Annotated in this window: 16 protein-coding genes; 5 read left to right on the top strand and 11 right to left on the bottom strand. The window is 71.9% G+C overall.

From position 1 onward, the window contains the following. Positions 1-48 precede the first annotated feature (48 nt). Positions 49-1,047, top strand: a complete 999-nt coding sequence (locus ACESMR_RS15175) for a hypothetical protein (protein WP_373047941.1) — start codon at positions 49-51, stop codon at positions 1,045-1,047. A 198-nt stretch (positions 1,048-1,245) separates the two neighbouring features. Next, positions 1,246-1,791 carry a hypothetical protein gene (locus ACESMR_RS15170; protein ID WP_373047940.1) on the top strand — a complete coding sequence of 182 codons (546 nt, stop codon included), beginning with the start codon at positions 1,246-1,248 and terminating at the stop codon, positions 1,789-1,791. Positions 1,792-1,810: 19 nt separating this feature from the next. Here the strand turns inward: ACESMR_RS15170 and polA are convergent, their stop codons facing one another. From polA to ACESMR_RS15150, 4 genes are read right to left on the bottom strand one after another with little or no spacing between them, the layout of a single operon-like run. Then, complete coding sequence (gene polA, locus ACESMR_RS15165) at positions 1,811-4,552, bottom strand: DNA polymerase I (protein WP_373047939.1); 2,742 nt, start codon at positions 4,550-4,552, stop codon at positions 1,811-1,813. 20 nt (positions 4,553-4,572) lie between these two features. Continuing rightward, positions 4,573-5,196: a hypothetical protein gene (locus tag ACESMR_RS15160; protein ID WP_373047938.1), complete on the bottom strand. Its 624-nt coding sequence runs from the start codon at positions 5,194-5,196 to the stop codon at positions 4,573-4,575. A 2-nt stretch (positions 5,197-5,198) separates the two neighbouring features. Then, the gene (locus tag ACESMR_RS15155; protein WP_373047937.1) at positions 5,199-6,743 is read right to left on the bottom strand and encodes an ATPase, T2SS/T4P/T4SS family; all 1,545 of its coding nucleotides are present in this window, start codon (positions 6,741-6,743) and stop codon (positions 5,199-5,201) included. A 9-nt stretch (positions 6,744-6,752) separates the two neighbouring features. Beyond that, entirely contained in the window at positions 6,753-8,183 is a 1,431-nt protein-coding gene (locus ACESMR_RS15150) for a pilus assembly protein N-terminal domain-containing protein (RefSeq protein ID WP_373047936.1), read from the bottom strand. Between the two features lie 154 nt (positions 8,184-8,337). Here ACESMR_RS15150 and ACESMR_RS15145 point away from each other — a divergent pair, with 154 nt between their 5' ends. From ACESMR_RS15145 to ACESMR_RS15135, 3 genes are read left to right on the top strand one after another with little or no spacing between them, the layout of a single operon-like run. Beyond that, complete coding sequence (locus ACESMR_RS15145; RefSeq protein WP_373047935.1) at positions 8,338-9,093, top strand: hypothetical protein; 756 nt, start codon at positions 8,338-8,340, stop codon at positions 9,091-9,093. After that, the gene (locus tag ACESMR_RS15140) at positions 9,090-11,234 is read left to right on the top strand and encodes a hypothetical protein (RefSeq protein WP_373047934.1); all 2,145 of its coding nucleotides are present in this window, start codon (positions 9,090-9,092) and stop codon (positions 11,232-11,234) included. Before ACESMR_RS15145 ends, ACESMR_RS15140 begins: the two co-directional genes overlap by 4 nt. Before the next feature lie 52 nt (positions 11,235-11,286). Further along, on the top strand, positions 11,287-13,272 hold the full coding sequence (locus ACESMR_RS15135) for a WD40/YVTN/BNR-like repeat-containing protein (protein ID WP_373047933.1): 1,986 nt from the start codon (positions 11,287-11,289) through the stop codon (positions 13,270-13,272). A 43-nt stretch (positions 13,273-13,315) separates the two neighbouring features. Here the strand turns inward: ACESMR_RS15135 and ACESMR_RS15130 are convergent, their stop codons facing one another. The 7 genes from ACESMR_RS15130 to glyQ all read right to left on the bottom strand — a co-directional run bounded on the left by ACESMR_RS15130 (position 13,316) and on the right by glyQ (position 24,585). Then, complete coding sequence (locus ACESMR_RS15130; RefSeq protein ID WP_373047932.1) at positions 13,316-13,825, bottom strand: prepilin peptidase; 510 nt, start codon at positions 13,823-13,825, stop codon at positions 13,316-13,318. Further along, on the bottom strand, positions 13,825-14,475 hold the full coding sequence (locus ACESMR_RS15125) for an FHA domain-containing protein (protein WP_373047931.1): 651 nt from the start codon (positions 14,473-14,475) through the stop codon (positions 13,825-13,827). Before ACESMR_RS15125 ends, ACESMR_RS15130 begins: the two co-directional genes overlap by 1 nt. Positions 14,476-14,545: 70 nt before the next feature. Beyond that, complete coding sequence (locus ACESMR_RS15120; protein WP_373047930.1) at positions 14,546-16,681, bottom strand: hypothetical protein; 2,136 nt, start codon at positions 16,679-16,681, stop codon at positions 14,546-14,548. Beyond that, positions 16,681-18,075, bottom strand: coding sequence for a hypothetical protein (locus ACESMR_RS15115; protein ID WP_373047929.1), 1,395 nt, complete (start codon positions 18,073-18,075; stop codon positions 16,681-16,683). Before ACESMR_RS15115 ends, ACESMR_RS15120 begins: the two co-directional genes overlap by 1 nt. Before the next feature lie 258 nt (positions 18,076-18,333). After that, positions 18,334-21,498: a pyruvate, phosphate dikinase gene (locus ACESMR_RS15110; protein WP_373047928.1), complete on the bottom strand. Its 3,165-nt coding sequence runs from the start codon at positions 21,496-21,498 to the stop codon at positions 18,334-18,336. 43 nt (positions 21,499-21,541) lie between these two features. Further along, positions 21,542-23,653 (bottom strand): glycine--tRNA ligase subunit beta, encoded by a 2,112-nt coding sequence (gene glyS / locus ACESMR_RS15105; protein WP_373047927.1) that lies wholly within the window; start codon positions 23,651-23,653, stop codon positions 21,542-21,544. After that, positions 23,653-24,585, bottom strand: coding sequence for a glycine--tRNA ligase subunit alpha (gene glyQ, locus ACESMR_RS15100; RefSeq protein ID WP_373048089.1), 933 nt, complete (start codon positions 24,583-24,585; stop codon positions 23,653-23,655). Before glyQ ends, glyS begins: the two co-directional genes overlap by 1 nt. Between the last annotated feature and the right edge of the window lie 205 nt (positions 24,586-24,790).

The raw sequence follows: 24,790 nt of genomic DNA, 5'->3' as shown, positions 1-24,790 counted from the left end.
CGGCGCACGTAGAGTGCGCGAGATCGAAATTCTAGGGGGATCCCCATGATGCACCGTCTCTCCATGCCGCTTCTCGTCGCCTTCCTGGCAGCAACCAGCCTCCACTGCGGAGGCACCGAGACCGATGAGTCCGGCCTCAACGAAGGTGGAACGGGTGGCGTCGGCAGCGCCGGCGGATCCGGCGGGACCGGCGGCAGCGGTTCCGGCGGCGGCGCTGGTGGAAGTGGTGGCGCTGGTGGAAGTGGCGGCGCCGGCGGTAGCGGCGCCGTAGGCGGCGCCGGCGGCCAGGGCGGCATGGGCGCCACCGGCGGCGTCGGCGGCAGCGGCGGCACCGGCGGGATCAAGGGGCTCGACTGCCCGGGCACCAGCACCGGCTGCGAGTGCTCCGACGGCATCGACAACGACGGCGACGGCCTCACCGACGAATTCGACCCCGAGTGCGCCGGTCCCTACGACAACGACGAGTCGAGCTTCGGCACCGGCATCCCCGGCGACAACAACGGCGCCAACGGCTCCACCGAGTGCTATTTCGACGGCAACTCGGGCACCGGCAACGACGCCTTCTGCCTCGACTGGACGCCGAACGGCTGCGACTGCTTCGGCTGCTGCTGGATCGACATCAACGGCAACGGCACGCCGGAGCTGGTGGGCATGTTCCACGAGGGCTGCCGCACCGCGCGGGATCCTGCGGCGGTGGCCGGTGCGGAGGGCGGCGCCTGCCGCACGAGCGGGGCGCCCTGCGACAGCGGGCTCAACTGCGTCGACGACGGCGACGGCGCCACCTCGTTCTGCACCGCCTGCAACAGCTGCACGCAGAACCAGGATTGCGTGAACCCCTGCGAAGAGGGTGAGAACTGCATCGGCGAGCCCCCCGGCGGCGCCGGCGGCAGCGGTCCCGGTGGCAGCGGCGGCACGGGCGGCTCGGGTGGCACCGGCGGCACGACCGAGCCCGTCTGCCCCGGCGGCCGCGACAGCTGCGTGATGCACGCGGACTGCGCCGGCGCCAACGAGTTCTGCGTGACCGGCTGCTGCCAGGTCTTCCAGTAGCCAACGGCTGGGGCGGCATCGGTGCGATCCGGTGCCCACCTGCGCAAAGTGATGCCTCCGGTGGGAACGCGACTTCCCACCGGCTGCTGCGCCGCTTCACACCGCGAAGAGGCCGGACCGCCGGGTCCGGCGCCCGCTCGAGGCCCGCGACCGTTCTGGCGCGGGCCTTGCCTTTTCCTCGGGGCCGAGGAGACGGCGATGGAGAACGGCAACGCCAACCACCCCCGCTACCGTGCGGCCAAGCGACTTCTCGAGGGGAGCGCGCGGCTGGCTGGGATCTTCCGGCGGCAGAACACCGCCTTCGTGCAGCGGGGGGTGTGGCTCACCCCGCTGCTGGACGGGCTGGTCGAGCCCTTCCTGCGCAAGCTGGCGGAGGAGCTGATCGCCGTGCGGCCGGATCCCGCCGCGCCCTGGTCCCGGGCTGGCGGCGTCCTCCGCTTCTCGCCGCAGCGCGGGGAGGAGCTCCTCCTCCGGGAGATCTACTTCCTCCGCGGGATGCTCCACGACGCGGTGGAACCCCTCAACGGCGAGCCCGCCGACGAGGAGGTCCTCGACTTCGTCAACGCGGCGATCGACGTGCTGCACGAGGGGGCTCTCGACGAGGGGGCCCGCCTCGCCGGCAGGGCCCCCCGCCACGGCGTGCCCCGCTTCGGCGGCGTGGTCCTCCTCGTCCACGAGGACCCACGGCTGGTGGTGGAAGCCTTCGCCCCGCCGGAGACGCTGCAGGAACCGATGCTCAGCTGACGAAGCTCCGCCGGGAACGTCAGTGGGCCACGGCCCAGTTGGCGCCCTGCCCCACGTCGACCACCAGCGGCACCTCGAGGGAGGCGGCCCCCTCCATCGCCTCGCGGACCAGCGCGGCGATCCGGTCGACCTGCCCCTCGCGGACCTCGAGCACGAGCTCGTCGTGGACCTGGAGGAGCAGGCGCGCGTCGGCGCCCTCGTTGCGAAGGGCCTCCTCCACCCGGATCATCGCCCGCTTCATGATGTCGGCGGCGGTGCCCTGGATCGGCATGTTGATCGCCGCGCGCTCCGCCGCCTGGCGCAGCGCCGGGTTCCGCGAGCCGAGATCGGGGAGGAAGCGGCGCCTGCCGTCGAGGGTGGTGACGAAGCCGTTCGCCTTCGCCTCGGCGATGATCCGATCGATCCAGCTCTTCACCCCGGCGTAGCGCTCGAAGTAGGCCTTGATGATCGCCGCCGCCTCGCCGGGCGGGATGTCGAGGCGGGTGGAGAGGCCGAAGGCGGAGAGGCCGTAGGCCACCGCGTAGTTGATCATCTTGGCGATGCGGCGCTGGTCGGCGGTGACCGCGTCCACCGCCACCGAGAAGACCTCGGCAGCGGTGCGGGCGTGCACGTCGGCGCCGGAGCGGAGCGCGTCGACGAGGCCGGGATCGCCGGTGACGTGGGCGAGGATGCGCAGCTCGATCTGCGAATAGTCCGCCGAGACGAGCACGAAGCCCGGATCGGCCACGAAGGACTCGCGGATGCGCCGGCCCTCCTCGGTGCGGATCGGGATGTTCATCAGGTTGGGATCGCTCGAGGCGAGGCGCCCGGTGGCGGTGTTGCTCTGCTCGAAGGTGGTGTGGAGCCTGCCGTCCTTCGCCACCAGCAGCGGCAGCGCGTCGACGTAGGTCCCCTTGAGCTTCGAGAGCGAGCGGTATTCGAGTACCGCCTTCGGCAGCTCGTGCTGTTCGGCGAGCTTCTCGAGCACCTCGTGATCGGTGGAGGGGCCGGTCTTGCTCCGCTTGATCACCGGCAGGTGGAGTTCCTCGAACAGGACCTGCGCCAGCTGCTTCGGCGAGCCCACGTTGAACTCGCGCCCAGCGTGCTCGAAGCAGCGCTTCAGCAGCACGGCGAGCTTCTCGTCGAGCTCCTTGCCCAGGGCTGCCAGGGTCTCGGTGTCGAGGCGGATTCCGAGCCGCTCCATGTGGGCGAGGAGCCGCACCAGCGGCAGCTCGAGCTCCCGGTAGACGCCGACGAGCCCCGCCTCGTCCAGCTCGGGGAGGAGGCGCTGCGCCACCTCGGCTGCACACGCGGCGGTGGCGCCCATGAAGTCTCCGGCGGCCTTCGGCTCCAGTTCGCAGAAGGCTTTGCGCTCCTTGCCCACGCCGGCGACGGTCCCGTACTCGGGCACGTCGCAGGCAAGTTTCTCGCGGGCGAGGTCGGTGGTCTCGAAGGTGCGCCGCACCGGGTTGAGCAGGTAGGCAGCGAGCTCCGCGTCGCCGGTGGCGCCGTGGAGGTCGAGCCCAGCGCCGTAGAGCACCATGAGGTCGCGCTTGGTGTGCGAGCCGTACCAGGGCTTTCCGGCGAGGGCGGTGCGGAGGCCCTCCACCACCCGGGCGCGATCGAGCTGCGGGCCGACGAACATGCCGCGGTGGCCCACCGGCACGTAGGCGCTCGGGCCCCCGGGGATCGCCAGCGCCACCCCGACGAGATCCGCTGCGTGCACCGGCTCGATCGGCGGCGCCGCCCGCAGGCCGACGTGATCGGCGGCGCGGATCCGCTCGAGCAGCCTGGCGAACGCCGCCTCGTCGGTGACGAGCTCGGTCGCCGGGAGCGGGAAGGCATCGGCAGGCGCGACGGGCGCTGCGTCCTGCGGCGTCTCGGCCTGCACGCCCTTGAGCGTCGGCAGCACCGCGGGGAGCTCGCGCAGCAGGCCGTAGAACTCGAGGTCGCGGAAGAGCTGCTGCACCGGGCCCGGGTCGGGCTGGCGGCGCTGCAGATCGTCGGGGCCGAGCTCGAGCTCGACGTCCGTGCGCAGCCGCACCAGCTCCTTGTTCCGCGCGAGCTGATCCTTTGCCTCGCAGATGGCGGCGGCGACCTTCTTCTTGCTCACCTCGCCACGATCGCAGGCGGCGATCACCGCGTCGACGTCGCCGTATTGGGCGATCAGATCCGCCGCGGTCTTCGGCCCCACGCCCGGCACGCCGGGCACGTTGTCGATGGCGTCGCCGAGGAGGGTCTGGAGCTCGAGGAACTTCTCGACCGGCACGCCCCACTTCTCGCGCACCTCGTCGGGCCCCGTCCACTTGTCGGTCATGCCGTCGTAGAGCTTCACGTGCGCGCCGACGAGCTGGGAGAAGTCCTTGTCGCCGGTGACGATCACCACGTCGAAGCCGCGCTCGACCGCCTGGTGGACGAGGGTGGCGATGACGTCGTCCGCCTCCCAGCCGGCCTTCTCCAGGTTGGGCACCGCGAGGGCGTCGACGACCTTGCGGATCCAGGGAAACTGGACCTTGAGATCGTCCGGCGCCTCGGGGCGCTGGGCCTTGTACTGGGGATCGATCGCCTGGCGCAGCGTCTTGCCGTCCCGGTCCCAGACCACCGCAACGTGGGTGGGCGAGGCCTCCCGCAGCGACTTGAGGAGCATGCGGGTGAAGCCGAAGACGGCGCGGGTGGGAAGGCCCTTCGACGTCGCCAGCTCCGTGCGGATCGCGTGGTACGCACGGAAGATGTACGAGGAGCCGTCGATGAGCGTCAGGGTCGGTCGGTTGGTGTCAGCCACAGGGGCTACATAACAGATCGCTACCGCCCATGCCTTCCGCATCCCGCGAGGCGTTCGGCGGCGGCGCGGTGGGTGGCGCTCTCCTGCCGGGTGGTCCCGGTGATGCTCGCGAGGGCGGCGCAATTCGCGTCGCCCGCGAGGAGCCGGGCTGCCCGCAACTCGAGGCGCTGCAGCCCCGCGAGGCTCTCGACGTGCGTGGGGTCGAGGCCCGCCGCACGGGCCCAGGCGGCGAAGGCGGCCTCGAGCTGCTGCCGCTCCTCGTGGACCCGTCCGCGCTCGTGCCAGCCGGCGGCGAGCCGCGCTGCGAGCTCCCGGGTTTCCCGGGGCGCGCGCTCGTGGTGTGGGAGCGCAGCTTCCGCCTCGACGAGGGTGGAGAAGCGCTGGTCCGCCGTCTCGAGGGCGCCGGCCAGGAGCGCCGCGTGGACGTCGCGTCGCCGCATCTCGAAGGCCTCGCTCCCCTGCAGCCCGTCCTCTCCGTCCGCCACGGGACCCGGGCCAGCGGCTTCGACCGCAGCCCCCTCCTCCACCACCAGCCCGCCGCCACCCCAGGGGTCGGCGGCAGCCACCGGCTCCTCGCGCCCGTGCACGAGCCAGCCCACGCCTGCGCCGACCAGAAACGCCACCGCCAGCACCAGCCACCGCATCGTCACCCCTCCCGGGCGAAGATCGCCGGATCGATCACCTCGCCCTGTTGCCGCAGCTCCTCCACGAAGCGCGGGACGAACCCAGTAGCCACGTGCCTGCCGCCACCCTGTCGGTCCCAGCGGAAGAGCTCCTGCAGCGCGATCACCTCGCCCTCCATCCCGGTGAGCTCGCAGACGTGGGTGATCCGCCGGCTCCCATCGGGAAAGCGCGCCTGCTGCACCACGAGGTGGACCGCCCGGGCGATCTGATCCCGGATCGCCCGCACCGGCAGCTCGACGCCGGAGAGCAGGCACAACGTCTCGAGGCGCGCCAATGCCTCCCGCGGCCCGTTGGCGTGGAGCGTGGTGAGCGAGCCGTCGTGGCCGGTGTTCATCGCCTGGAGCATGTCGAGGGCCTCACCGCCACGGCACTCGCCGACGACGATCCGATCGGGCCGCATGCGGAGGCAGTTGCGGACCAGCTCCCGGATCCCGATCGCCCCCTGCCCCTCGAGGTTGGCGGGCCGGGCCTCGAGCTGCACCCAATGCGGCTGCCGAACCTGCAGCTCCGCGGCGTCCTCCACGGTGATGATCCGCTCCCGCTCCGGCACGAAGCCGGTGAGCACGTTGAGGAGCGTGGTCTTTCCCGATCCGGTCCCGCCGGCGATCACCACGTTGCGCCGCGCCCGCACCGCCAGCTCGAGGAAGGCCGCGAGCTGCGGGCTCATCGCACCGGAGGCCACCAGCTCCTCCACCCGCAGCGGTTCCCGGCGGAATTTGCGGATGGTGAGGCAGGGTCCCTTGAGCGCGAGCGGCGGCACGATCGCGTGGACGCGGGAACCGTCGGGGAGGCGCGCGTCCACCAGCGGCGAGGATTCGTCGATGCGCCGGCCGATCGGCGAGACGATCCGCTCGATCACCGCCAGCACCGCCCGGTCCGAGGAGAAGCGCTGCGGCGCGAGCTCGAGGCGCCCTGCCCGCTCGACGTAGATCTGGTCGGCGCGGTTCACGAGGATCTCGCTCACCGTCTCGTCGGCGAGGAGCGGCTCGAGGGGCCCGAGCCCCAGCGCCTCGTCGAGGACCTCGCGGCGAAGCCCGGCCGCAGCGCCTTCCGGCACCTCGTCCCTCCAGGCCTCGAGGATCTCGCCGAGGATCCGATCGGTGCGGCGCCGGAGCTCCGCTGCGCCGATCGCGTCCGGATCGAGGCGGCGCAGGTCGAGCCGCACCAGCAGCTCGTCGTGCACCCGCTTGCGGAAGCCCGCCCTTTCCGCTGCGTCGGTGGCGGGAGCGACCTGCACCAGCGCCGGCCCGATCTCGATTTCGTCCCCGGGCACGACCGCCACCACGCCCACCACCGGCGCGCCGTTCACCCGGGTTCCGTTCCGCGAGCCGAGGTCCTCGAGCGTTCCCCCGCCGCCCTGCCAGCGCAGGAGCGCGTGGCGCTTCGACACCGCCGCCACCGGGATCACCAGCTCGTTGTCCGCGTCGCGCCCGATGCGGATCGTGGCCTGCCCAGGCCGTACCACCCGCGTTCCGCCGCCTTCACGAACGTGGAGGAGAAGCTCCATCGCCGCCTCCTAGTCGAGCAGCTCGACGCCGACGTTCTCCTCCTCGTAGCGGCGCTTCAGATCGCCGATGAGCGAGTCGCTCGCCTCGTCGCCTGCGGCCACCAGCCGCGGCGTGACGAAGACCACGAGCTCCCGCTCCACGTCGTCCACCGCCCGCTGCTTGAAGAGCTCGCCGAGGATCGGGATGTGCCCCAGCACCGGCACCTTGGATACGTTCTTCTGCTCGTCCCTGCTGAAGACGCCGGAGAGGACGATCGTCTCGCCGCTCTTCACCGTGACCCTCGTGCGCACGCGCCGGTTGCGGAAGCCGGGCACCGAATTGTCGGGCCCCACCGCCACCGCCACCGATCGGTCGAGCTCGGAGACCTCCGCCTCGATCTCGGTGGAGATGTTCCCGTCGCGATCGGCGATGGGTTTGATCCGCAGGACGATGCCGTAGGGCTTGTAGTCGACGGCGCTGCTGTTGGCGGTGACGAGCGGCAGGGGCACTTCGCCACCTGCGAGAAACTCCGCCGACTCGCCGGAGGCGCAGACCAGCTTCGGCTGGGCGAGGAGCCTGCCCTCGCCGGAGTCGAGCGCAGCGCGCAGCGAGAAGCCCGCCGCGGCTGCGGCGCTGGCGTCCCACGTACCCGCCGTCGCCCCGTGCGCCATCGCCAGGGGCCCGGTGAGCGTGGCGCTCGCCTGCGCGGTTCCCACCGCTTCGACCGGCAGCTTCACCCCGAGGTTGAGGAGGCTCGCCCGCCGCAGCTCGACGAAGTGTACCTCGGAGAGGACCATCCGCCGCAGCCCCACCTGCACCAGGTTCTCCACCCGCTCACCGAGGGCCCTGGCGATGAGCGCCGCCTTCTCCAGCTCGGCTTCGCTCTCCACCGTCCCCTCGAGGAACGTGGTGCTGCCCACCACCAGGGCCCGGACGCCGGGCAGGCCCGCTTCGGCGAAGGCCGCGGTGAGGTGCTGGGCCACCACCCGCCGGGCTGCAGGGGCGACGCGGACGAAGGAGCGGACGCCGGGATAGAGCCCCACCACCTGCTCCACCCGGCGGTGGTCCTCCGCGGTGAGGGCATCACCTTCGAGGAGGATCCGGTCCCCGACGCTGCGGACCGAGATCCCCTCGCGATCGGCGAGGAGCGCCCGGATCTCGTCGACGGTGTGATCGAGGGTGCCGTGGCGCACCACCACCGCGTGGCTGTCGCGCCTGCCGCCCTTGCGCCAGACGAGGAGCGTGGTGCGACCGGGCTTTCCTGCGAGGACGAGGACCTGATCGCTGCCCAGCGGCTTCACGTCGGCGATCTCGGGGTCGCCCACCGAGATCCGCTCGATGCCGCCGGGCGCGGTGAGGACCCGCTGCGCGCCGACGCCGAGGAGGATCTCCTCTGCGGAGGCTGCTGCGGGAAGGGCAATGGCGACGACGAGTAACAACCCGGCTGCGTAGCGGCCCATCGCGGTCCTCCGATGCTCGAGACGCGGGGCGCTTCTGCAAGCTGCCGACCAGCGGCGGCGCTCCGGCAGGACGGGCGGGCAGCGGGGGCGATCGCCCCGCATGGGGCGCAAACCCGGCTTGACGATTTGCGCGGAATCTTGCGCTAATTGTCCCATGGCAGATCGGGGCACAGCGGAGAAGGAGCTCGCGGAGCAGGTGGTCTACGCCCTGCTGCTGCCGGCGGCGCGCCTCGCGCTGGCGCTCGGCGTGCCGGTGCGCGAGGTGGCCGATCAGCTCGAGGTCGCCTACTTCCACGAGACCCGCAGGCAGGGCCTCAAGACCCGCGAGGCGGCGGAGCGGATGGGCGCGAGCCTGCGCAAGGTGGCCGATCTCTCCAGTCGCCTGAAGCAGCGCTTCCTCCACACCAACGAGACCCACGAGCTGCCGCGGCGGATCGAGTTCCTGATCTGGGCGGGGCCGGAGAGCGAGGCGCGGATCTGCCAGGCGCTGCCGGACGTGGAGCCGCGAGCGGTCGCGAAGGCGCTGCAGCTCCTCGTGGAGCAGCAGCGGGCGCGGCGCATCGAGGGGCGGACGATCCGCTACGAGGCGCTCAAGGCCGAGCGGCGCCTCGTCGCCGATTCGCTCTTCTCGCGCCTCGACGCCCTGCAGAACCTCGCCGCCAACCTGGCCCACGCGGTCTACGGGCGCTTCTTCCGCGGCGAGGCCCGCGCCTTCGCCCGCACCCTGGCCTTCCGTATCCGCCCCGAGGATCTGCCGCGCCTGCAGCAGCTCTACGAGGAGCAGATCTGGCCGGCGCTCAAGGCGCTCGACGAAGCCGCCCGCGGCGCAGCCGACGCGGACGCCCTCGACTTCTCGGTGCTCTGGGCACCGCGCGATTCCATGCAGCACGACGACGGAGACGAAGAATGAAGCGGTCCTGCCTGCTTTCGATATCGATCGCCGCGGCAATGTTCGCCGCCTCGTGCGGCGACGAGGCACCGACCTCCCGCTCGCATGCGCTCGAGACCTGCCCCGGCGGTGGCTCGTACGTCGAGGTGGAGGGACATCCCTTTTGCGCGTACGACAACGGCATCATCGAGACCGGCTTCCGCTGCCCGCCCGAGATGCCGCACGCCTACGAGCACGAGCGCGGCGTGCTCTGCAGCCCCGAAGGCGATCTGCCCGCGCACGTGGTCGATCTCGGCTTCGAGCAGGTCTTCGGCAGCGTGGCGCAGCGTCCCCACGTCCCGGTGGCGGTACCGGCGTCCGGCGGACCTGCCGCTCCGCGTGCGGTACCCGTCGACGAGGGCGGCGACATCGAGCCACCGGCGCTCGGTGGCGGGCTCCCGGGCCGGTGGGCGCAGACCAGCGGCCCGCTCGGCGTGGACGCGCTGCGCCTCCATGGCACCGACGCCGGCACGCTCCTCGTTCGCACGCCCTGGGATCTCCTCCGCTCCACCGACGGCGGCGTGAGCTGGAGCCCCGTCGACAGGCAGCAGCCCCTCCCGAACATCTTCGCCGCGGAGCTGGGCGGCGCCCTCTACGCGCTCGACACGGCAGGCGATCGCCTCGTCGCCTCCGTGGACGAGGGGCGCACCTGGTCGGTGCGCCACAGCGGTTGGACTGGTCCCCTGCCCTTCGCGGGTCCGCAGGGTGCACTCTGGTCCACCGTCCAGGTGGTGTCGGGGCAGCCGCACGTGCTCCGCAAGAGCACCGACGGCGGCGTCAGCTGGACGGACGTCCACCAGCTCCCCGCCATGGGGATGCGGGTGATGTCCGCCGGCGGCAGGCTCTTCGCCTCGCTCGGCGAGGAGCTACGCGTCTCCAGCGACGGCGCCAGCTGGACCGTGCACCCGGCGCCGACGCTCCGCCATGTGGACGAGTTCGGCGGCAGCCTCTTCGCCACCCTCGCCGACGGCTCGATCGCGCGGTCGGACGACGGCGGGCAGAGCTGGATCGCCGACGAGCCCTCCGCGCTCACGCCGATCCAGATGCGCTGCGGCACCTATCTCGCCGGACCGATCCTCTTCGCCGTCGACGAAGACGGCGTCCACGAGCGTGGCGCCACGGGCTGGAGCCGGGTCGGTCCCACCTGGAACGGCAAATGTCCCACCGCCGCTGGTGGCGGGACGCTCTGGCACTTCGACTACACCGTGGGCGAGATCGCGCGCTGGGATCGCTCGTCGGGCAACTGGGCGCTGGTGCCGGTCGCCTCGCCCTTCCGCCGCGTCATCGACCTGGGCGCCACCAGCACCGTCCTCCTCGCCACGGACATCTACGAGCAGACCTTCCGCTCGACCGATGGCGGTGCGAACTGGCACGCCGTCCCCGGTCTGAACCTCAGGCGACTCGCATCGCTCGGCGGCGGCAGATGGATCGGCCATTCCACCCAACACGGCGCCGTGGCGAGCGCTGACGACGGGGCCACGTGGCAGACGCTGCGCCCGGACGTCTGGGCCACGGCCTTTGCCGGTCTGGGCAGCGATCTCTTCATGGCCAGCGTGACGCAGCTGGAGCGTTCGAGCGACGGCGGTGCGACGTGGACCTCGCTCACCGCCAACCTGCCCGTGCCCCGTGGAAGCCCGAACATCAACTGGATCGCGGTGGACGGCTCGAACCTCTACGTCCTCGGGACCCACACCGCCTGGCGCTCTACCGACGGCGGCGCGAGCTTCTCCACGATCACGGACGGAACCTTTAGCCTCCGGCGGATCGTCCGGAACGGCTCGACGCTGGTCGCGGCGGGCGAATTGCTCCCGCTCGGAGATTACCGGGGCGACTTCTGGATCTCGGAGGACGACGGAATCACCTGGCAGCGCCAGCACGCCAACCTGCCCGGTCTGGCCATGACGTTGACGGCGGTGAACGGCAACGTGCTGGCGACTCTCGCTCGCCTCCTCGATGCGGAGCAGGACGACCTGCACCACGTCTGGCGCAGCCGCAACGACGGCGCCACCTGGTCGGTCCTCGGCCCGGAGCTGCCGGGCCTGCCCACGGGCCCGGTCGTCGCCGGCGGCCACCTCTGGATCGGGGTCGACGGCGCCGGCGTCTGGAAGCTGCCGCTGCCCTGAAGCACGAACACGCTGGCGGAGGCGGCAGCGCTTCCGCGAAAGGAGCCTGACCATGATTCGGTCGAGGTCGATGCTGTACGTGTGCGCGGCGCTCGTCGCCGCGGGATGTACCGATGCCGGCGGTTCGGTCGAGGGGTCGCTCGTGCCTGCAGCCGGCGGAAGCGGCGGTGCCGGCGGGAATCCGGGTGGCAGCGGTGGCGGCGAAGCGGGCAGCGGAGGCGGCGGCGGCGATGCGGGGAGCGGAGGCGCCGGCGGCGCGGCGGGGAGCGGAGGCGCCGGCGGCGCGATCGCCCCGGAAACCTGGATCCCGACGAGCGGCCCGAAGGGCGTGCAGGGGATGTACCTGCACGGCACCGACGCCGGTACCCTCCTGGCCAGGACGCCCCTGGATCTCCGCCGCTCCACCGATGGCGGGATCACCTGGAGCGTCGTCGACAGGGCGCAGCCACTGCCCGACTACATCGGGGAGGAGGTGAACGGCACCCTCTACGGCATCAACCTGGTGGACGACCAGCTGTTGGCCTCCTCGGACGAGGGCGCCACCTGGGCGGTGCGCAGCAGCGGGTGGAAGGTGAGTCTGCCGATTGCGGGCCCGCAACATGCGCTTTGGACCACGGTGCACTACGCCGCGGGGATGCCGCCGATGGTACGGACCAGCAGCGACGGCGGCATCACCTGGACCGATCTCACCTCGCTCCCAGCGATGGGGTGGCTCTTCGATGCAGCGGGAGGACACCTCTTCACCCACTACGACCAGGAGATGCGCGTCTCGATCGACGGGGTGAATTGGACCGCGCACCCCCTCCCGCAATCCATGCGGGCGCGCATCCGCGCGTACGACGGCAGCCACTTCGCCGCCCTCCTCGACGGCACCATCGTCCGCTCCGACGACGGCGGGCAGACGTGGGTCTCCGACGATCCATCGGGCCTCCCGCGCGACGAGATCCACCCGGTCTGCGGAACCTACCTCGTCGGTTCGACGCTCTATGCGCTCGACGGCAGTGGCGTCTACGAACGTGGCGCCTCCGGCTGGAACCGCGTCGGCCCGCTCAGGAATGGCCACTGCGCCACCGCTACGGGCGGCGGCACGCTGTGGGTCTTCGACGTGACGAGCGGTGATCTGGTCCGGTGGGACACCGCCGCCAACGCCTGGATGGAGGTCCCTGTCGCCTCGGCCAACCGCGGGCTGAAGGCCTTCGCTGGCAACGTCGCGGTCCTCTTCGCCTCCGACTCCTACCGCCGCACCTTCCGCTCCACGGACGGAGGCGCCAGCTGGTCGTCGATCCCCGGGGTGCACCTGCGGCTGATCGAGCCGCTGGGAGGCAGCAACTGGATCGGCCACTCCGAGCGGGACGGTGTGATGTCCAGCTCCGACGACGGCGCGACCTGGCAGCTGCTGGACGCCGATCGCTGGGCGTACGGCTTTGCGATGGTGGGGAGCGAGCTCTTCGTCGGACTGGGGCACGATCTCCAGCGCTCGAGCGACGGTGGCGCCACCTGGACCTCGCTCAGCGCCAACCTGCCCGGCAGCAACGGCAGTCCCGACGTCGGTCGCCTCGTCGCGGACGGCGCGAACCTCTTCGCGCTCGGGGCCCGCCAGACGTGGCGCAGCACCGACGCGGGGGGAACGTTCACCACGGTCTCCGACGGCACCTTCAGCCTCGGCAGGATCGTCCGCAGCGGCACGCGCCTGATCGGCATCGGCGAGATGCTCCACGGCACCCCAGACGTGGGCGCGATGGACGTCTGGCACTCGGCAGACGACGGGCTCACCTGGCAGCGCCAGCATGTCACGCTCCCCGGCACACCTACCTCGGCGGTGGTGGTCGACGGCGAGTTGCTCGTGACGCTGGTCCGCCCCGGGTGGGAGTACGAGCGGCAGGTCTTCCACCACGTCTGGCGGAGCAGTGACGACGGCATCACCTGGCAGACGTTCGGCCAGGAGCTGCCGGGGCCTCCGCTCGCACTGGTGCTGACCGAGGAGCACCTCTACGTCGGCGTCGACGGCGCCGGCGTCTGGAAGCTGCCCCTGCCGTGATCGCTGCGAACGGCGTCGGGCGGCGGTCGAACCGCCCGGCGCATCAGGAGCCGAGCACGGGCCACACCAGCGCCCACGCGGTACCGAACGCGATCGCCACGCCGTAGGGAACCGTCACCCGCCGCAGCTGCGGGCCAGGCTCCGCCACCGTGCGGGGCCCGGCCTGGCGGCGCGGGAGGCGGGACCAGAGGAGCGCGATCACGCCCTGGACGCCGCCGACCAGCGCGATGCAGAAGAGCACCGCGAGGATCCGCTCCCAGCCGACGCAGGCGCCGACCACGGCGGCGAGCTTCACGTCGCCCATCCCCATCCCGCCCATCCAAGCGAGGAGGAAGAAGGGGGCGAAGGCGACCACCGCGCCGACGAGGCCGCTGCCCAGGCCATACGGCCCCTCCCAGCCGACGAGGAGGCCGCGGGCGAGGAGCGCCAGCGCGAAGGCCGGCAGCGTCACCGCGTTGGGGATCCGGCGGGCGCGCAGGTCGGTGACCAGCGACACCCCGAGGCTGCCGAGAAGCAGGGCGCCGAGCACCCAGGCCGCAGCCTCCGGGGCCATCAGCGCACCAGGCAGCGGAGCCGTTCGGAGCAGACGAAGAATTCGTCGCCGTCCGCGATCCGCCGCCGGTCGATCCGCTGCTTGTCGAACCAGGTACCGTTGGAGGAGCCGAGGTCCTCGATGAACCAGCCGCCCCCCTCCCGGACGATCGCCGCGTGCTCGCGGGAGATCCGGGTGGAGTCGATCACCAGATTGCAATGCTTGCCGCGGCCGATGACGAAGCGCTCCCCCTCGACCACGAAGCTCGCCCCGTTGTCGTCCCGGAGGACCAGGCCGGCAGCTGCTGCCTCCCGCCGCTGCTCGGCGGGACGGATGACCGGCGGCGGTCCCGCGGGAACCGAGGAGATGCTGCGCGGAACCGGCGGCGGCGCTTCGGCGGCGACGGGGGCGGCGGCTGCGCTGCGCGGCCCGGCGGTCTCGAAGACCGTGGCTGCGGAGGGCGCCCCCGTCACCTCGGCGCCGCCGCCCCGCTCGGCGCCCTGGCGCAGCGAGCCGAGGTAGCCGTTGAAGCGGGCGAAGGTGAAGATCGCCTGCCCGAGCAGGACGTCGACCGGCGTCGCCATCTCGCGGGACATCGTCTCCAGGGTCGCCCAGAGATGGTCGGCGATGGCGACCTCGCGGGTCGAGCTGGCCTCGTTCGTTTCGATCATCGGCGGTGCCCCCAACCCGCGACCCGCGGGCGCGCGCGCGAGTCTAGCAGGGGGCCGCAGCGGATTCGATCTACTGGAAGAAATCGATGTCGTCGGGGGCGGCGGGCCGGAGCGACGCGAGGGTGTCGGTGCCGCTGTAGGCGACGAAGATCCGCCAGTCGGGGTCGGCGTTCTCCCGCGGACCGGCGCGGAGGAAGGACGCCATCGCAGCGGGCAGCTCCCCGAACTCGCCGGGGTTGGCCCCGTAGAAGCGCAGGCCGTCGGTGGTCGAGAAGCCGTAGGTCGCCCGCTCCGGCGGCGTCTCCGCCGGCGCCGTGAAAGCGAATTGGAACGAATCACCGACGAAGACCAGCGAGGTGGGCTGTGCCTCTTCGCTGGCGCCGGCCAGCCTGCCCACGAAGCCGACGGTGGCCCCGGAGACCCACCAGGGCTCCTCGATCGGCGGCAGCAGCCGCAGCGGCAGCGTGGTCTCGAAGCAGCCTTCGTCGTTCTGCAGGGTGGAGGCGAGATCGACCCGGAGGAAGCTGCCGTCGCTGGCGACCTCGGTGACCGGGAACCCCTCACAGACAGCGTTGGTGAAGGTCAGCGGCGCCACCCGGTCGGCAAGGCGCGGATCCGAAGAGGCCCGCGCGGCAACCGGCGCCAGGAAATTGGTCCCGGGCGGCGCGGGCACCCTGCCGTCCTCGGTGATGTCGGCGGTCCTGCCGAGGTTGCCGAGGCCGGGAAGGGCCGCGAGGTAGGCCAGGGTCCAGCGCTCGTCCCGCGGGCGCGCCCCCGGGGGCACGGCGAGGGCCGGATCGCTGGCGGCGGAGCCGCGGAGGCCCGCGTCCGTACGCACCAGCGGCAACGAGATCCCCGGCCCGGCCTGCTCCGCGTCCACCGGGAAGGCCGGCCCCACGGGAGCGCGATCCTCCGGCCCGGGGCCGACGAGGTAGGGTCCGAGGCCGCCGTCGACGTAGTAGACCGAGCCGTTGCTGGAGGCGAAGAGCCCCAGGGCGGCGGAGGCGTCGAGAGGCTCGTTCACACCGGCGTCGGTGAAGCGGCCGGGGATGAAGGCCTGCGGCAGATCGAAGGGGCCGGAGACGGCGGTGACCGCCAGCATCGTCGCCGGCAGGTCGTAGAGCGCGGGCCCTGCCTCGAGCGCGTCCGGCGCGAGGCGCGGCGCGTCGGTGCCCGCCACGTCCACCACCGCCACGTCGGGACACTCGACGGCGCCGGCGCAATAGACGGGGTCGAGCACGGCGTAGATGCGGCCCGAGCGGGCGGCACAGGGGTCGACCGCCAGAGCGGCGAGCGCGCTGTCGGTGAGCGGCGCCGGTACGAAGGCCAGATCGCGCACCGGCGCGACACGGAGCTCCTCCGCCCCGTCGGGGAGGCGCACCGCCACCTCGATCGCGACGAAGCGGCTCTCGTCGAGGGGGTCGATGGAGAGGACGCCGTCGGGCTGCACCCGCACGCTGGTGAGCCAGATGCCGGGGGTGTGATCGGTGCCCGGGGCGAACCTGCCGTCGGCGATCGCCATCGGCCGGCAGTCCTCGACCGGCGCGCCGTCGGCGCCCCGCAGGCCGGCGACTGCTGCAGGGGTGGGATCCAGGGCGATGGCAGCAGGGTAGATCCCAGGCAGCTCGAGCACCGCCTCCGGCTGCGGCAGCTCGAGGACCTCGGTGGCGTCCGCCACCACGGGCGGCCGCACCGCGACGAGGACGCCGCCCTCGCCGTCCGCGTCGAGGCCGGCGACGATCGCGTGATCGGCGAGCACGGCGTCGGGCCCCCAGGGCCAGGCGGCCGCGAACGCCTCCACGTCGGCGGGCACGGTGTCGAGGGGCAGCGTCAGCGGGAAGCCGGCGACGTCGACGCTGCGGGGGCCCGCAGCGCCAGCAGGAACCTCGGTGTCGACGAAGCCGAGCTCCGCGTCGGGACCGGAGAGGACGAAGACGAAGCGGTCCGCTGCGGAGAGAGCGGTCGGGTTGCGGACCGTCGGCACCGAGAGCGGAAAGAGCGCCACCGGCGCGGTGAGGAAGGCCTGTTCGCGGGCGTCGAAGACGCGCAGCTCGTCGCCGCCGAGGGAGGCGATGAAGACCTGGCTCGTGGGGCGGTGCACCGCGAGCGCCACCGGGCTCCGGAGCTGGCCGAAGGGCGCGACGGAGGTCTCGCCGCAGCCGGCGAGGAGAACGGGGCAGAGGAGGAGCGGAGCGAATCGGCGCATCAGAGCGCGCCCTCCTGCGAATTGCCTAGGATGGCGACCACCTCCGCCGACGAGGGGCGGAAGAGGTCGGGCAGGTCGATCACCGCCAGCGTTCCCTCGCCGAAGGAGGGGACGTAGAGGCGGGCGCCGGTGCCGTTGGGACGCACCGCCACCGCGGCGGGCGCGATGCCGATGTTCTCCACCGCGCCCGAGGCGAGACCGGTCCTCGTATCGACGAAATAGAGGCCGTCGTCGTTGGTGACGACTACGAGATCGCTGGTGCCACCGCCGGGTAGGGTCCGCGGGATCACGAAGACCGCGTTGGGACCTTCCGGCACGGGGACGAGATCGGCGGTGACGAAGCGCGGCTCCTCGCCGCCGAGCGGAACCGGCCCCGGCGGGCAGCTCCCCTCCGGCGGCAGCTGCTCGCCGGAGGGCACCACGCAGCCGTCGAAGCGCTGCTCGCCGGTGCGGCTCACGTCGATGGTCGCGAGGGCGTCGGGGAAGCGTTCCGCCACGAAGATGGCGTTGCCGTCGCTGGAGACTGCGACCCCGCGGGTGTCGAGGCCCCGCTGCTGGCCGAAGACGTTCAGGCTGAAGACCGGGCTGGTGCGCAGTTCGCCCGCGCGGAAGTCGAAGAGGAAGACCGGGTTGAAGCCCTGCTCCAGCGTGCGCGCCGTGGCGAAGAGCGTGCAGGTCCGCCCCTCCGCCTCGTCGCGGCAGGCGCCTGCGGCGATGCCGCCGGCGGGCTGCTCGCCGAGGCCGATCCGGGCGAACTCCCCGTCCCCCTCGCGCCAGAGCGCATCGTCGTCGGCACGGGCGGCGCCGATGAGGCCGATCGGATCGTCGTCGCCGTCGCGGCCGATGTGGCCGACATAGACGTTCCCCTCGAGGACCGCGACGCTGAACGGGTCACGCCGCGGGAACGAGGCGCCGAGGCAGCGCTCGTCGTTCTGCCGCACGCAGCGCAGCACGTCGCCGTCGGCGCTGCCGGGGGCGACGTCGACTGCGAGGACGGTGTCACTGCCCCGGAGCGGGATGAAGGCGCGATCGAGCCCGCCGACCGAACCGAGCCCGAGCTGCCCGGCGAAGTCGCCGATCTCGGTGCTGTCCACCAGAGCGCTGCCGATGTCGGCGTTCCTGGGCGGCGCGCAATCGGCGGTGCCCGGGCAAGGCTCCCCGTCCGCCTCGTCCGCGAGCCGATCGAGCGCCGCCACGTCGAAGGCGTGGAGCACGCCCGAGCGATAGCGGAGATCGAAATTGCCCGAGGTGACGAGCAGCACCGTCCCGTCGCTGGAGAGCGCTGCGCCGGTGGGGAAGAAGAGCTGGTCGAGCGGCGGCGGCTCGCGCGGCACCTCCTCGGCACAGGCGACACCGGCGATCCCCGCCGCGGCGAGGAGGAGCGCCGCCAGCATCTTGCGTCCGGTACGCGGGGCGCAGATCTCCGTCGCCCGCGTCCGCAGAGGCGCCGCCGGAGGGAGGAGATTCGAAGGGGAAAGCTTGCCAGACACGCGATTTACCCGGGGAAAAGGCGGCGGAGGATGGCACCGGGAGCGGACCCGGTCAAGGATTACCGGGTCGACGGGAGGGCCCCCGGAGAACGCGAAAAGGCGGTGGATCCCCGTGGGGGGAAACCACCGCCTTCGCGGCGCTGCACCCGGGTCGGCTGCCGGTCAGACCTCGTCGGCGCCGCCCTCGTCGCCGCGCAGCAGCTCCCGGTCGAGGGCCTGCGGGGGATAGGCGTTGGTGGCTGCGCCGCGGGCCGCCTCGGCGACCCGGAGCAGGTCGCCTGCGGGCAGCTCCGGCAGCACCGCGATGTCGAGGGCGGCTATCTCCGGGCCGGTGGCGATGGCGGAGGCGGGGATCCCCGCTTCCGAATCGTTCGCGGCGGCGGGGAGGTCCTCCGCCACCGGAGCCGCCCGGCGCTTCTCCTGTACCGCCGCCTGGGCAGCGGCCAGCCGCGCCACCGGCACCCGGTAGGGCGAGCAGGAGACGTAGGCCAGGCCGAGCTCGTGGCAGAGCTCGATCGAGCGGGGGTCGCCGCCGTGCTCGCCGCAGATGCCGAGCTTGATCTCGGGGCGGGTGGCCCTGCCGCCCTCTGCCGCGATGCGGACCAGTTTGCCCACACCGCCGCCGTCCAGGGTGACGAAGGGATCGTGGGAAAGGATCTGCCGTTCGACGTAGCCGTGGATGAACCGTCCCGCGTCGTCCCGCGAGTAGCCGAAGGTCATCTGGGTGAGGTCGTTGGTGCCGAAGGAGAAGAACTCGGCCTCCTTCGCGATCTCGTCGGCGGTGAGGGCGCCGCGGGGCACCTCGATCATCGTGCCCACCACCAGCGGGATCTCCACCCGCTTCTTCGCCTGCACCTCGGCGTGGACCCGCTGGACGATCGCCTTCTGCTCGGCGAGCTCCTTCACGGTGCCGACCAGCGGGATCATGATCTCCGGCTTGACCACGATGCCGCGCCTGGCGCAGCGCGCTGCCGCCTCGAAGATCGCCCGGGCCTGCATCGCCGTGATTTCCGGGTAGGTGATCCCCAGGCGGCAACCGCGGTGGCCGAGCATCGGGTTGAACTCGTGGAGCTCGTCCACCCGGTGGAGCACCGCCTCCACCAGCTCGAGGCGCGACAGGCGCTTTCTGCCGAGGACCGGCCCGAGGGCCTTGAGGCTCTTCTCCAGCTTGCTCCAGCCTTCCGGCTTCTTGCCGTGGCGCAGCGCCTCCCTGGCGACGAGGAGCTCCTCGCGCCTGGGCAGGAACTCGTGGAGCGGCGGATCGAGGGTGCGGATGGTGACGGGGTGGCCGTCCATCTCCTCGAAGAGGCCGGCGAAGTCCGCCCGCTGCAGGGGGAGGAGCTCCTCCAGCGCTCCCAGGTAGGCGGCGATGGCGTCGCCGTGCGCCGCTTCGATCGCCCGCACCTCCGCGAGGAGCCGGGGATCGCCCTTGCGCCCCCTGCCCTTCGAGGCTTCGCAGCGCGCCTTCGCCGCTTCGAGGCGGACGATCCCCTCGCGCCCCTCCGGCGCCGCGAGAATCATCCGCTGGACCACCGGGATCCGCTCGCCCTCGAAGAACATGTGCTCGGTGCGGCAGAGGCCGATCCCCCTGGCGCCGAACGCGAAGGCGGCCTTCGCGTCCTTGGGCTGATCGGCGTTGGCCCGCACCTCGAGGCGGCGGTGGCGATCGGCGATCTCCATCAGCCGCAGGTAGTCGCGGAGGACCTCGCTCTTCTCCGGCGAAAGCCGCCCCTGCACCCCGCGGATCACCTCCGAGGGCACGGTGGGGATCGCCGCGAGGAAGACCTCGCCGGTGGCGCCGTCGATCGAGAGCGCGTCGCCCTCGCGGATGGTGGCACCGCCGATGCGGGCGATCCGCCTGCCCTCGTCGATCTCCACCGAACCGGCGCCGACGACGCAGGGCTTGCCGAGCTGCCGGCCCACCACCGCCGCGTGGCTGGTCATGCCGCCGGTGGCGGTGAGCACCCCCTGCGCCGCGATCATCCCGCCGATGTCGTCGGGGCTGGTCTCCGCCCGGACGAGGATCGCGGGCCTGCCCTTGCGCGCGTACGCCACCGCGTCGGCTGCGGTGAAGACCGCGTGGCCGGTGGCGGCGCCGGGGCCAGCGGGCAGGCCGCTCGTGGCTGCCTTCACCCGGCTCCTGGCGGCGTGGTCGAAGACCGGGTGGAGGAGCTGATCGAGGGCTGCGGGCTCGACCCGCAGCAGCGCCTCCTCCTCGGAGATGAGCCCAGCGTCGAGGAAGTCGATGGCCCAGCGGATCGCCGCGCGCGCGGTGCACTTCGCGTCGCGCGTCTGGAGCATGTAGAGCGTCCCCTCCTCGATGGTGAACTCGAAATCCTGCGGCCAGCGGTAGTGGGTCTCGAGGCGGGAGGTGATCGCGCGGAGCTGGCCGAAGGCCTCCGGCAGCGCCTCCTCCAGCGCGGCGATCGGCTGCGGCGTGCGAATGCCCGCCACCACGTCCTCCCCCTGCGCGTTGACCAGGTATTCGCCGAAGAAGAGGCGCGCGCCGCTGCCCGGGTCCCGGGTGAAGCCCACGCCGGTGGCGGAGGCGTCGCCCTTGTTGCCGAAGACCATCGCCTGCACGTTCACCGCGGTGCCGAGGTCGTCGGGGATGTGGAATTGCCTGCGGTAGTCGATGGCGCGCGGGTTGTTCCAGCTCCGGAAGACCGCGTCCATGGCGAGGCGGAGCTGTTCGCGTGCGTCCTGCGGGAAGTCGTTGCCGGTGCCCCGCTTCACCACGGCGAGGAAGGCGGGCACCACCTTGTTGCGCAGCGTCTCGGCGTCGAGCTCGTGGTCCTGCCGCACGCCGCGGGCACGGCGGGCCTTGTGGAGCTCCTCCTCGAAGAGGCGCCGCGGCAGGCCGAGGACCACGTCGGCGAACATGCAGATGAAGCGCCGCCAGGCGTCGTAGGCGAAGCGGGCATTGCCCGTGCGCTCGACCAGCCCCTCGACCGTCCCGTCGTTGAGGCCGAGGTTCAGGATGGTGTCCATCATCCCCGGCATGCTCTTCGGCGCGCCGGAGCGGACGGAGACGAGGAGCGGGTTGGCGGGATCGCCGAGCCGCTTGCCCATGCGCCGCTCGAGGAGGGCGAGGGCCTCGTCCATCTGCGCCTCGATCGCAGCGAGGAGCCTGCCCTCCCGCTGCCAGAGCAGGCAGGCCCCGGTGGAGATGGTGAAGCCCGGGGGCACGGGCAGGCCGGCGGCGGTCATCTCCGCCAGCCCTGCTCCCTTGCCTCCGAGGATGCGCTTCCGCTCTTCGTTCCCGGCGGGGATTGCCTCGTAGCCCTGCGCCCTGCCGTCACCGAACGAGAACACGTGGTTGTCCATCACGCTCTCCCGCCAGGCGCCGGGCTGTCGAATCCGGCGCCTGCTATCTCGCCTCGCGGCTCCCGCCGCCGATGCGCTTGAGGTCCATCTTTCCGAAATCCGCGACGCGTCCGAAGAGCTCCCGGACCTCCGAGAGCAGCCGCAGCCGGTTGTCGCGAACCTTCGGGTCCTCGGCCATGACCATCACGTCGGTGAAGAACTGATCGAGCGGGCGCTGCAGCGAGGTGAAGTCCCGCAGCACGGCTGCGTAGTCGTCCACCTGCAGGCGCTCGTCGACCTGCTTTCTCGCGGCGAGGAAGCTCTTGAAGAGCACGCGTTCTGCGTCCTTCTCGAAGAGCTGCGGATCCACGTCGCGGACGTCGATGCTCTTGGCCTTCTCGACGATATTGGTTCGCGAGAAGCCCTCGGCAAGGGCCCGGAAGCTTTCGTCGCCGAGCATCTGGTCGACGGCAGACAACCTGGCGCGCACGGCGAGGAGGTCGTCGAAGCCGGCAGCGAGCACGGCCTCGACAATCTCGACGGGGTGCTGCTCCGCCCAGAGGTTCTTGAGGCGGGTGCGGAAGAAATCGAGCACCTGGGCCTTCACCTCGGGTGCAGGCAGGGCGAGACGGTCCGCGAGCGCCACCAGGGAACGGTCGATCAGCTGTGCAATCGAGTACCGGTAGCCCTTCTGCAGCGTCACCTGGATGACGCCGAGGCAGGCGCGCCGGAGGCCGAACGGATCGGCGCTGCCGGTGGGCGGCTTGCCGATGCCGAAGATGCCGACGATGGTGTCGATCCGGTCGGCGATGCCGACGACGGCGCCCACGTCGCCCGCCGGCATCTGGTCGCCGTAGCCGCGGGGGAGGTAGTGCTCGAAGACAGCCACGGCGACCTCGTCGGGCTCGCCGGAGGCGACGGCGTACTCGCGGCCCATCACGCCCTGGAGCTCGGGGAACTCCCCCACCATGCCGGTGACGAGATCGGCCTTGGCCAGCGTCGCCGCCCGCTCCACGTGCTCGCGGGCTGCGGCGGAGAGGCCGAGCTGCTGGCCGAGCCACGCCGCCACCGCGCGGAAGCGCTCCACCTTCTCGTGGATCGAGCCGAGCTTCGCCTGGAAGGTCACCTTCTTCAGCCGCTCGACGCGGTCGACGAGGGGGGACTTCCGGTCCTCGTCGAAGAAGAAGCGGCCGTCGGAGAGCCGGGCGCGCAGGACGCGCTCGAAGCCGCGGCGGGCGAGGCTCGGATCCTTCACCGGCGTGTTGGCGATGGCGACGAAGGCGGGCAGGAGCCCCGTGTCGCCGGGGCGGTTCACCGAGAAATACTTCTGGTGGCCCTTCATCTCCGAGACGAGGACCTCCTTGGGCAGGTCGAGGAAGCTCTCGTCGAAGGTGCCGACGATGGGCGACGGGCGCTCCACCAGCCAGGTGACGTGCTCGAAGAGCTCGTCGTCCTGCAGCAGGGTGCCACCTGCCTCCTTCGCGCCCTGCTCCGCAGCGGCCCGGACTGCCTGGCGGCGCTCGGCGGGATCGACCACCACCTCGGCCCGGCGCAGCGTCTCCACATAGGCGGCGGGTTCCGGCACCTCGATCGCCCGGTTGGCGAGGAAGCGGTGGCCCCAGGTGACGCCGCCGCTCTCCACGTCGCCCCAGCCGAAGGGGACCACCTCGCCGCCGAAGCGGGCGAGGATCCAGTGGACGGGCCTTGCGAACTGCACGTCGTGGTTGCCCCAGCGCATGCTCTTGCGCCAGGGGATGTTCGCGACCGCGTCGTGGAGGATCTGCGGCAGCACCTCGAGGGCCGACCTGCCCTTCTCCTCGACGGTGGCGGCGATGTACTCGCCCTTGGGCTGCTGCTTGCGGGCGAGCTTCTCCACCGGGACGCCGACCTTCTCGGCGAAGTTGAGCGCCGCCTTCGTGGGCTTGCCCTCCGCGTCGAAGGCGACCTTCACCGGCGGGCCGACCTCCTCGCGGGTGACGTCGGGCTGCGCGTCGAGCACGCCCTCCACCAGCACCGCGAGGCGACGGGGGGTGCCGTAGAGGCGGGCGGCGCCGTGGGAGAGGCGCGCGGCAGCGAGCCCCTTCGCCAGGTTGTCGCGCAGGTCCTCGATCGCCCGGGGAAAGAATGCCGCGGGGATCTCTTCGGTGCCGATCTCGATGAGCAGGTCGCGGGCCATCACCGCACCTCCTTCGCTGCAGCTGCGGTGCTGGTGGCGGGGCCGGCCTCGTTCCGGGCCCAGCCCGACTGGAGGAGCGGGAAGCCGAGGCGCTCGCGCATCGCCAGGTATTCCTCGGCGCATCCGCGGGCGAGGTTGCGCACCCGCAGGATGTAGCCCTGCCGCTCGGTGACGCTGATCGCACCGCCGGCGTCGAGGTTGTTGAAGGCATGCGAGCATTTGAGGGCGTAGTCGTACGCCGGCAGCGGCAGCTGCATCTCGAGGAGCCGCTTGCACTCCGCCTCGTAGGTGTCGAAGAGGCGGAAGAGCATGTCGTGATCGGAGGCCTGGAACGAGTAGGTCGACATCTCGACCTCGTTCGGCCGGAACACCTCGCCGTAGGTGACGCCCTTCGTGAACTCGATGTCGAAGACGTTCGACTTGTTCTGCAGGTACATGCAGATGCGCTCGAGGCCGTAGGTGAGCTCGACGCTCACCGGCTTCAGGTCGATGCCGCCCGCCTGCTGGAAGTAGGTGAACTGGGTCACCTCCATCCCGTCGCACCAGACCTCCCAGCCGAGGCCCCAGGCGCCGAGCGTCGGCGACTCCCAGTCGTCGTGCACGAAGCGGATGTCGTGCTCGAGGGGATCGATGCCGATGGCCCGTAGCGAGCCCAGGTAGATCTCCTGGATGTTCTTCGGCGAGGGCTTGAGGAGGACCTGGTACTGGTGGTGCTGGTAGAGCCGGTTCGGGTTCTCGCCGTAGCGACCGTCCGCAGGGCGGCGGGAGGGCTGCACGTAGGCGACGTTCCAGGGCTCGGGGCCCAGGCAGCGCAGGAAGGTCTGCGGGTTGAACGTGCCCGCGCCGACCTCCATGTCGTAGGGCTGTCCGATGATGCAGCCGCGCTGGGCCCAGTAGTTGTGCAGCGTGAGGATCAGGTCCTGGAAGGTCAGCATAGTGCGGCGGACGCTAGCCGCGAGATCGTGGAGCGTCAAGGCGCGAAAGGCCGCGATTCGCCGCTACTTTGCAGCGCGCGCCGCGCAGCCGCCAGCGGCTGCGCACGAGCAGGACGGGGCCCTCCGCTCCGTCGTTCGGCTCCTTCCCCACCGGCGGGATGCGGTGGTCGGCTCAGGCCGGGAATCGATAGAATCCGTCGAG

This window comes from Vulgatibacter sp. (assembly GCF_041687135.1).
Taxonomy (GTDB): domain Bacteria; phylum Myxococcota; class Myxococcia; order Myxococcales; family Vulgatibacteraceae; genus JAWLCN01.
The sequence above is the reverse complement of the archived record's forward strand: the minus strand, read 5'-3'. Positions and strand labels throughout refer to the sequence as shown.

Bases quoted from the DNA above. Each gene is read 5' to 3' on its own strand.
- ACESMR_RS15160 (WP_373047938.1), bottom strand. From the start codon at position 5,196: ATGCGGTGGCTGGTGCTGGCGGTGGCGTTTCTGGTCGGCGCAGGCGTG.
- ACESMR_RS15110 (WP_373047928.1), bottom strand. From the start codon at position 21,498: ATGGACAACCACGTGTTCTCGTTCGGTGACGGCAGGGCGCAGGGCTAC.
- ACESMR_RS15155 (WP_373047937.1), bottom strand. From the start codon at position 6,743: ATGGAGCTTCTCCTCCACGTTCGTGAAGGCGGCGGAACGCGGGTGGTA.
- ACESMR_RS15150 (WP_373047936.1), bottom strand. From the start codon at position 8,183: ATGGGCCGCTACGCAGCCGGGTTGTTACTCGTCGTCGCCATTGCCCTT.
- ACESMR_RS15125 (WP_373047931.1), bottom strand. From the start codon at position 14,475: ATGATCGAAACGAACGAGGCCAGCTCGACCCGCGAGGTCGCCATCGCC.
- ACESMR_RS15115 (WP_373047929.1), bottom strand. From the start codon at position 18,075: ATGCTGGCGGCGCTCCTCCTCGCCGCGGCGGGGATCGCCGGTGTCGCC.
- ACESMR_RS15145 (WP_373047935.1), top strand. From the start codon at position 8,338: ATGGCAGATCGGGGCACAGCGGAGAAGGAGCTCGCGGAGCAGGTGGTC.
- ACESMR_RS15175 (WP_373047941.1), top strand. From the start codon at position 49: ATGCACCGTCTCTCCATGCCGCTTCTCGTCGCCTTCCTGGCAGCAACC.
- ACESMR_RS15170 (WP_373047940.1), top strand. From the start codon at position 1,246: ATGGAGAACGGCAACGCCAACCACCCCCGCTACCGTGCGGCCAAGCGA.
- ACESMR_RS15140 (WP_373047934.1), top strand. From the start codon at position 9,090: ATGAAGCGGTCCTGCCTGCTTTCGATATCGATCGCCGCGGCAATGTTC.
- ACESMR_RS15135 (WP_373047933.1), top strand. From the start codon at position 11,287: ATGATTCGGTCGAGGTCGATGCTGTACGTGTGCGCGGCGCTCGTCGCC.
- glyS (WP_373047927.1), bottom strand. From the start codon at position 23,653: ATGGCCCGCGACCTGCTCATCGAGATCGGCACCGAAGAGATCCCCGCG.
- ACESMR_RS15120 (WP_373047930.1), bottom strand. From the start codon at position 16,681: ATGCGCCGATTCGCTCCGCTCCTCCTCTGCCCCGTTCTCCTCGCCGGC.
- ACESMR_RS15130 (WP_373047932.1), bottom strand. From the start codon at position 13,825: ATGGCCCCGGAGGCTGCGGCCTGGGTGCTCGGCGCCCTGCTTCTCGGC.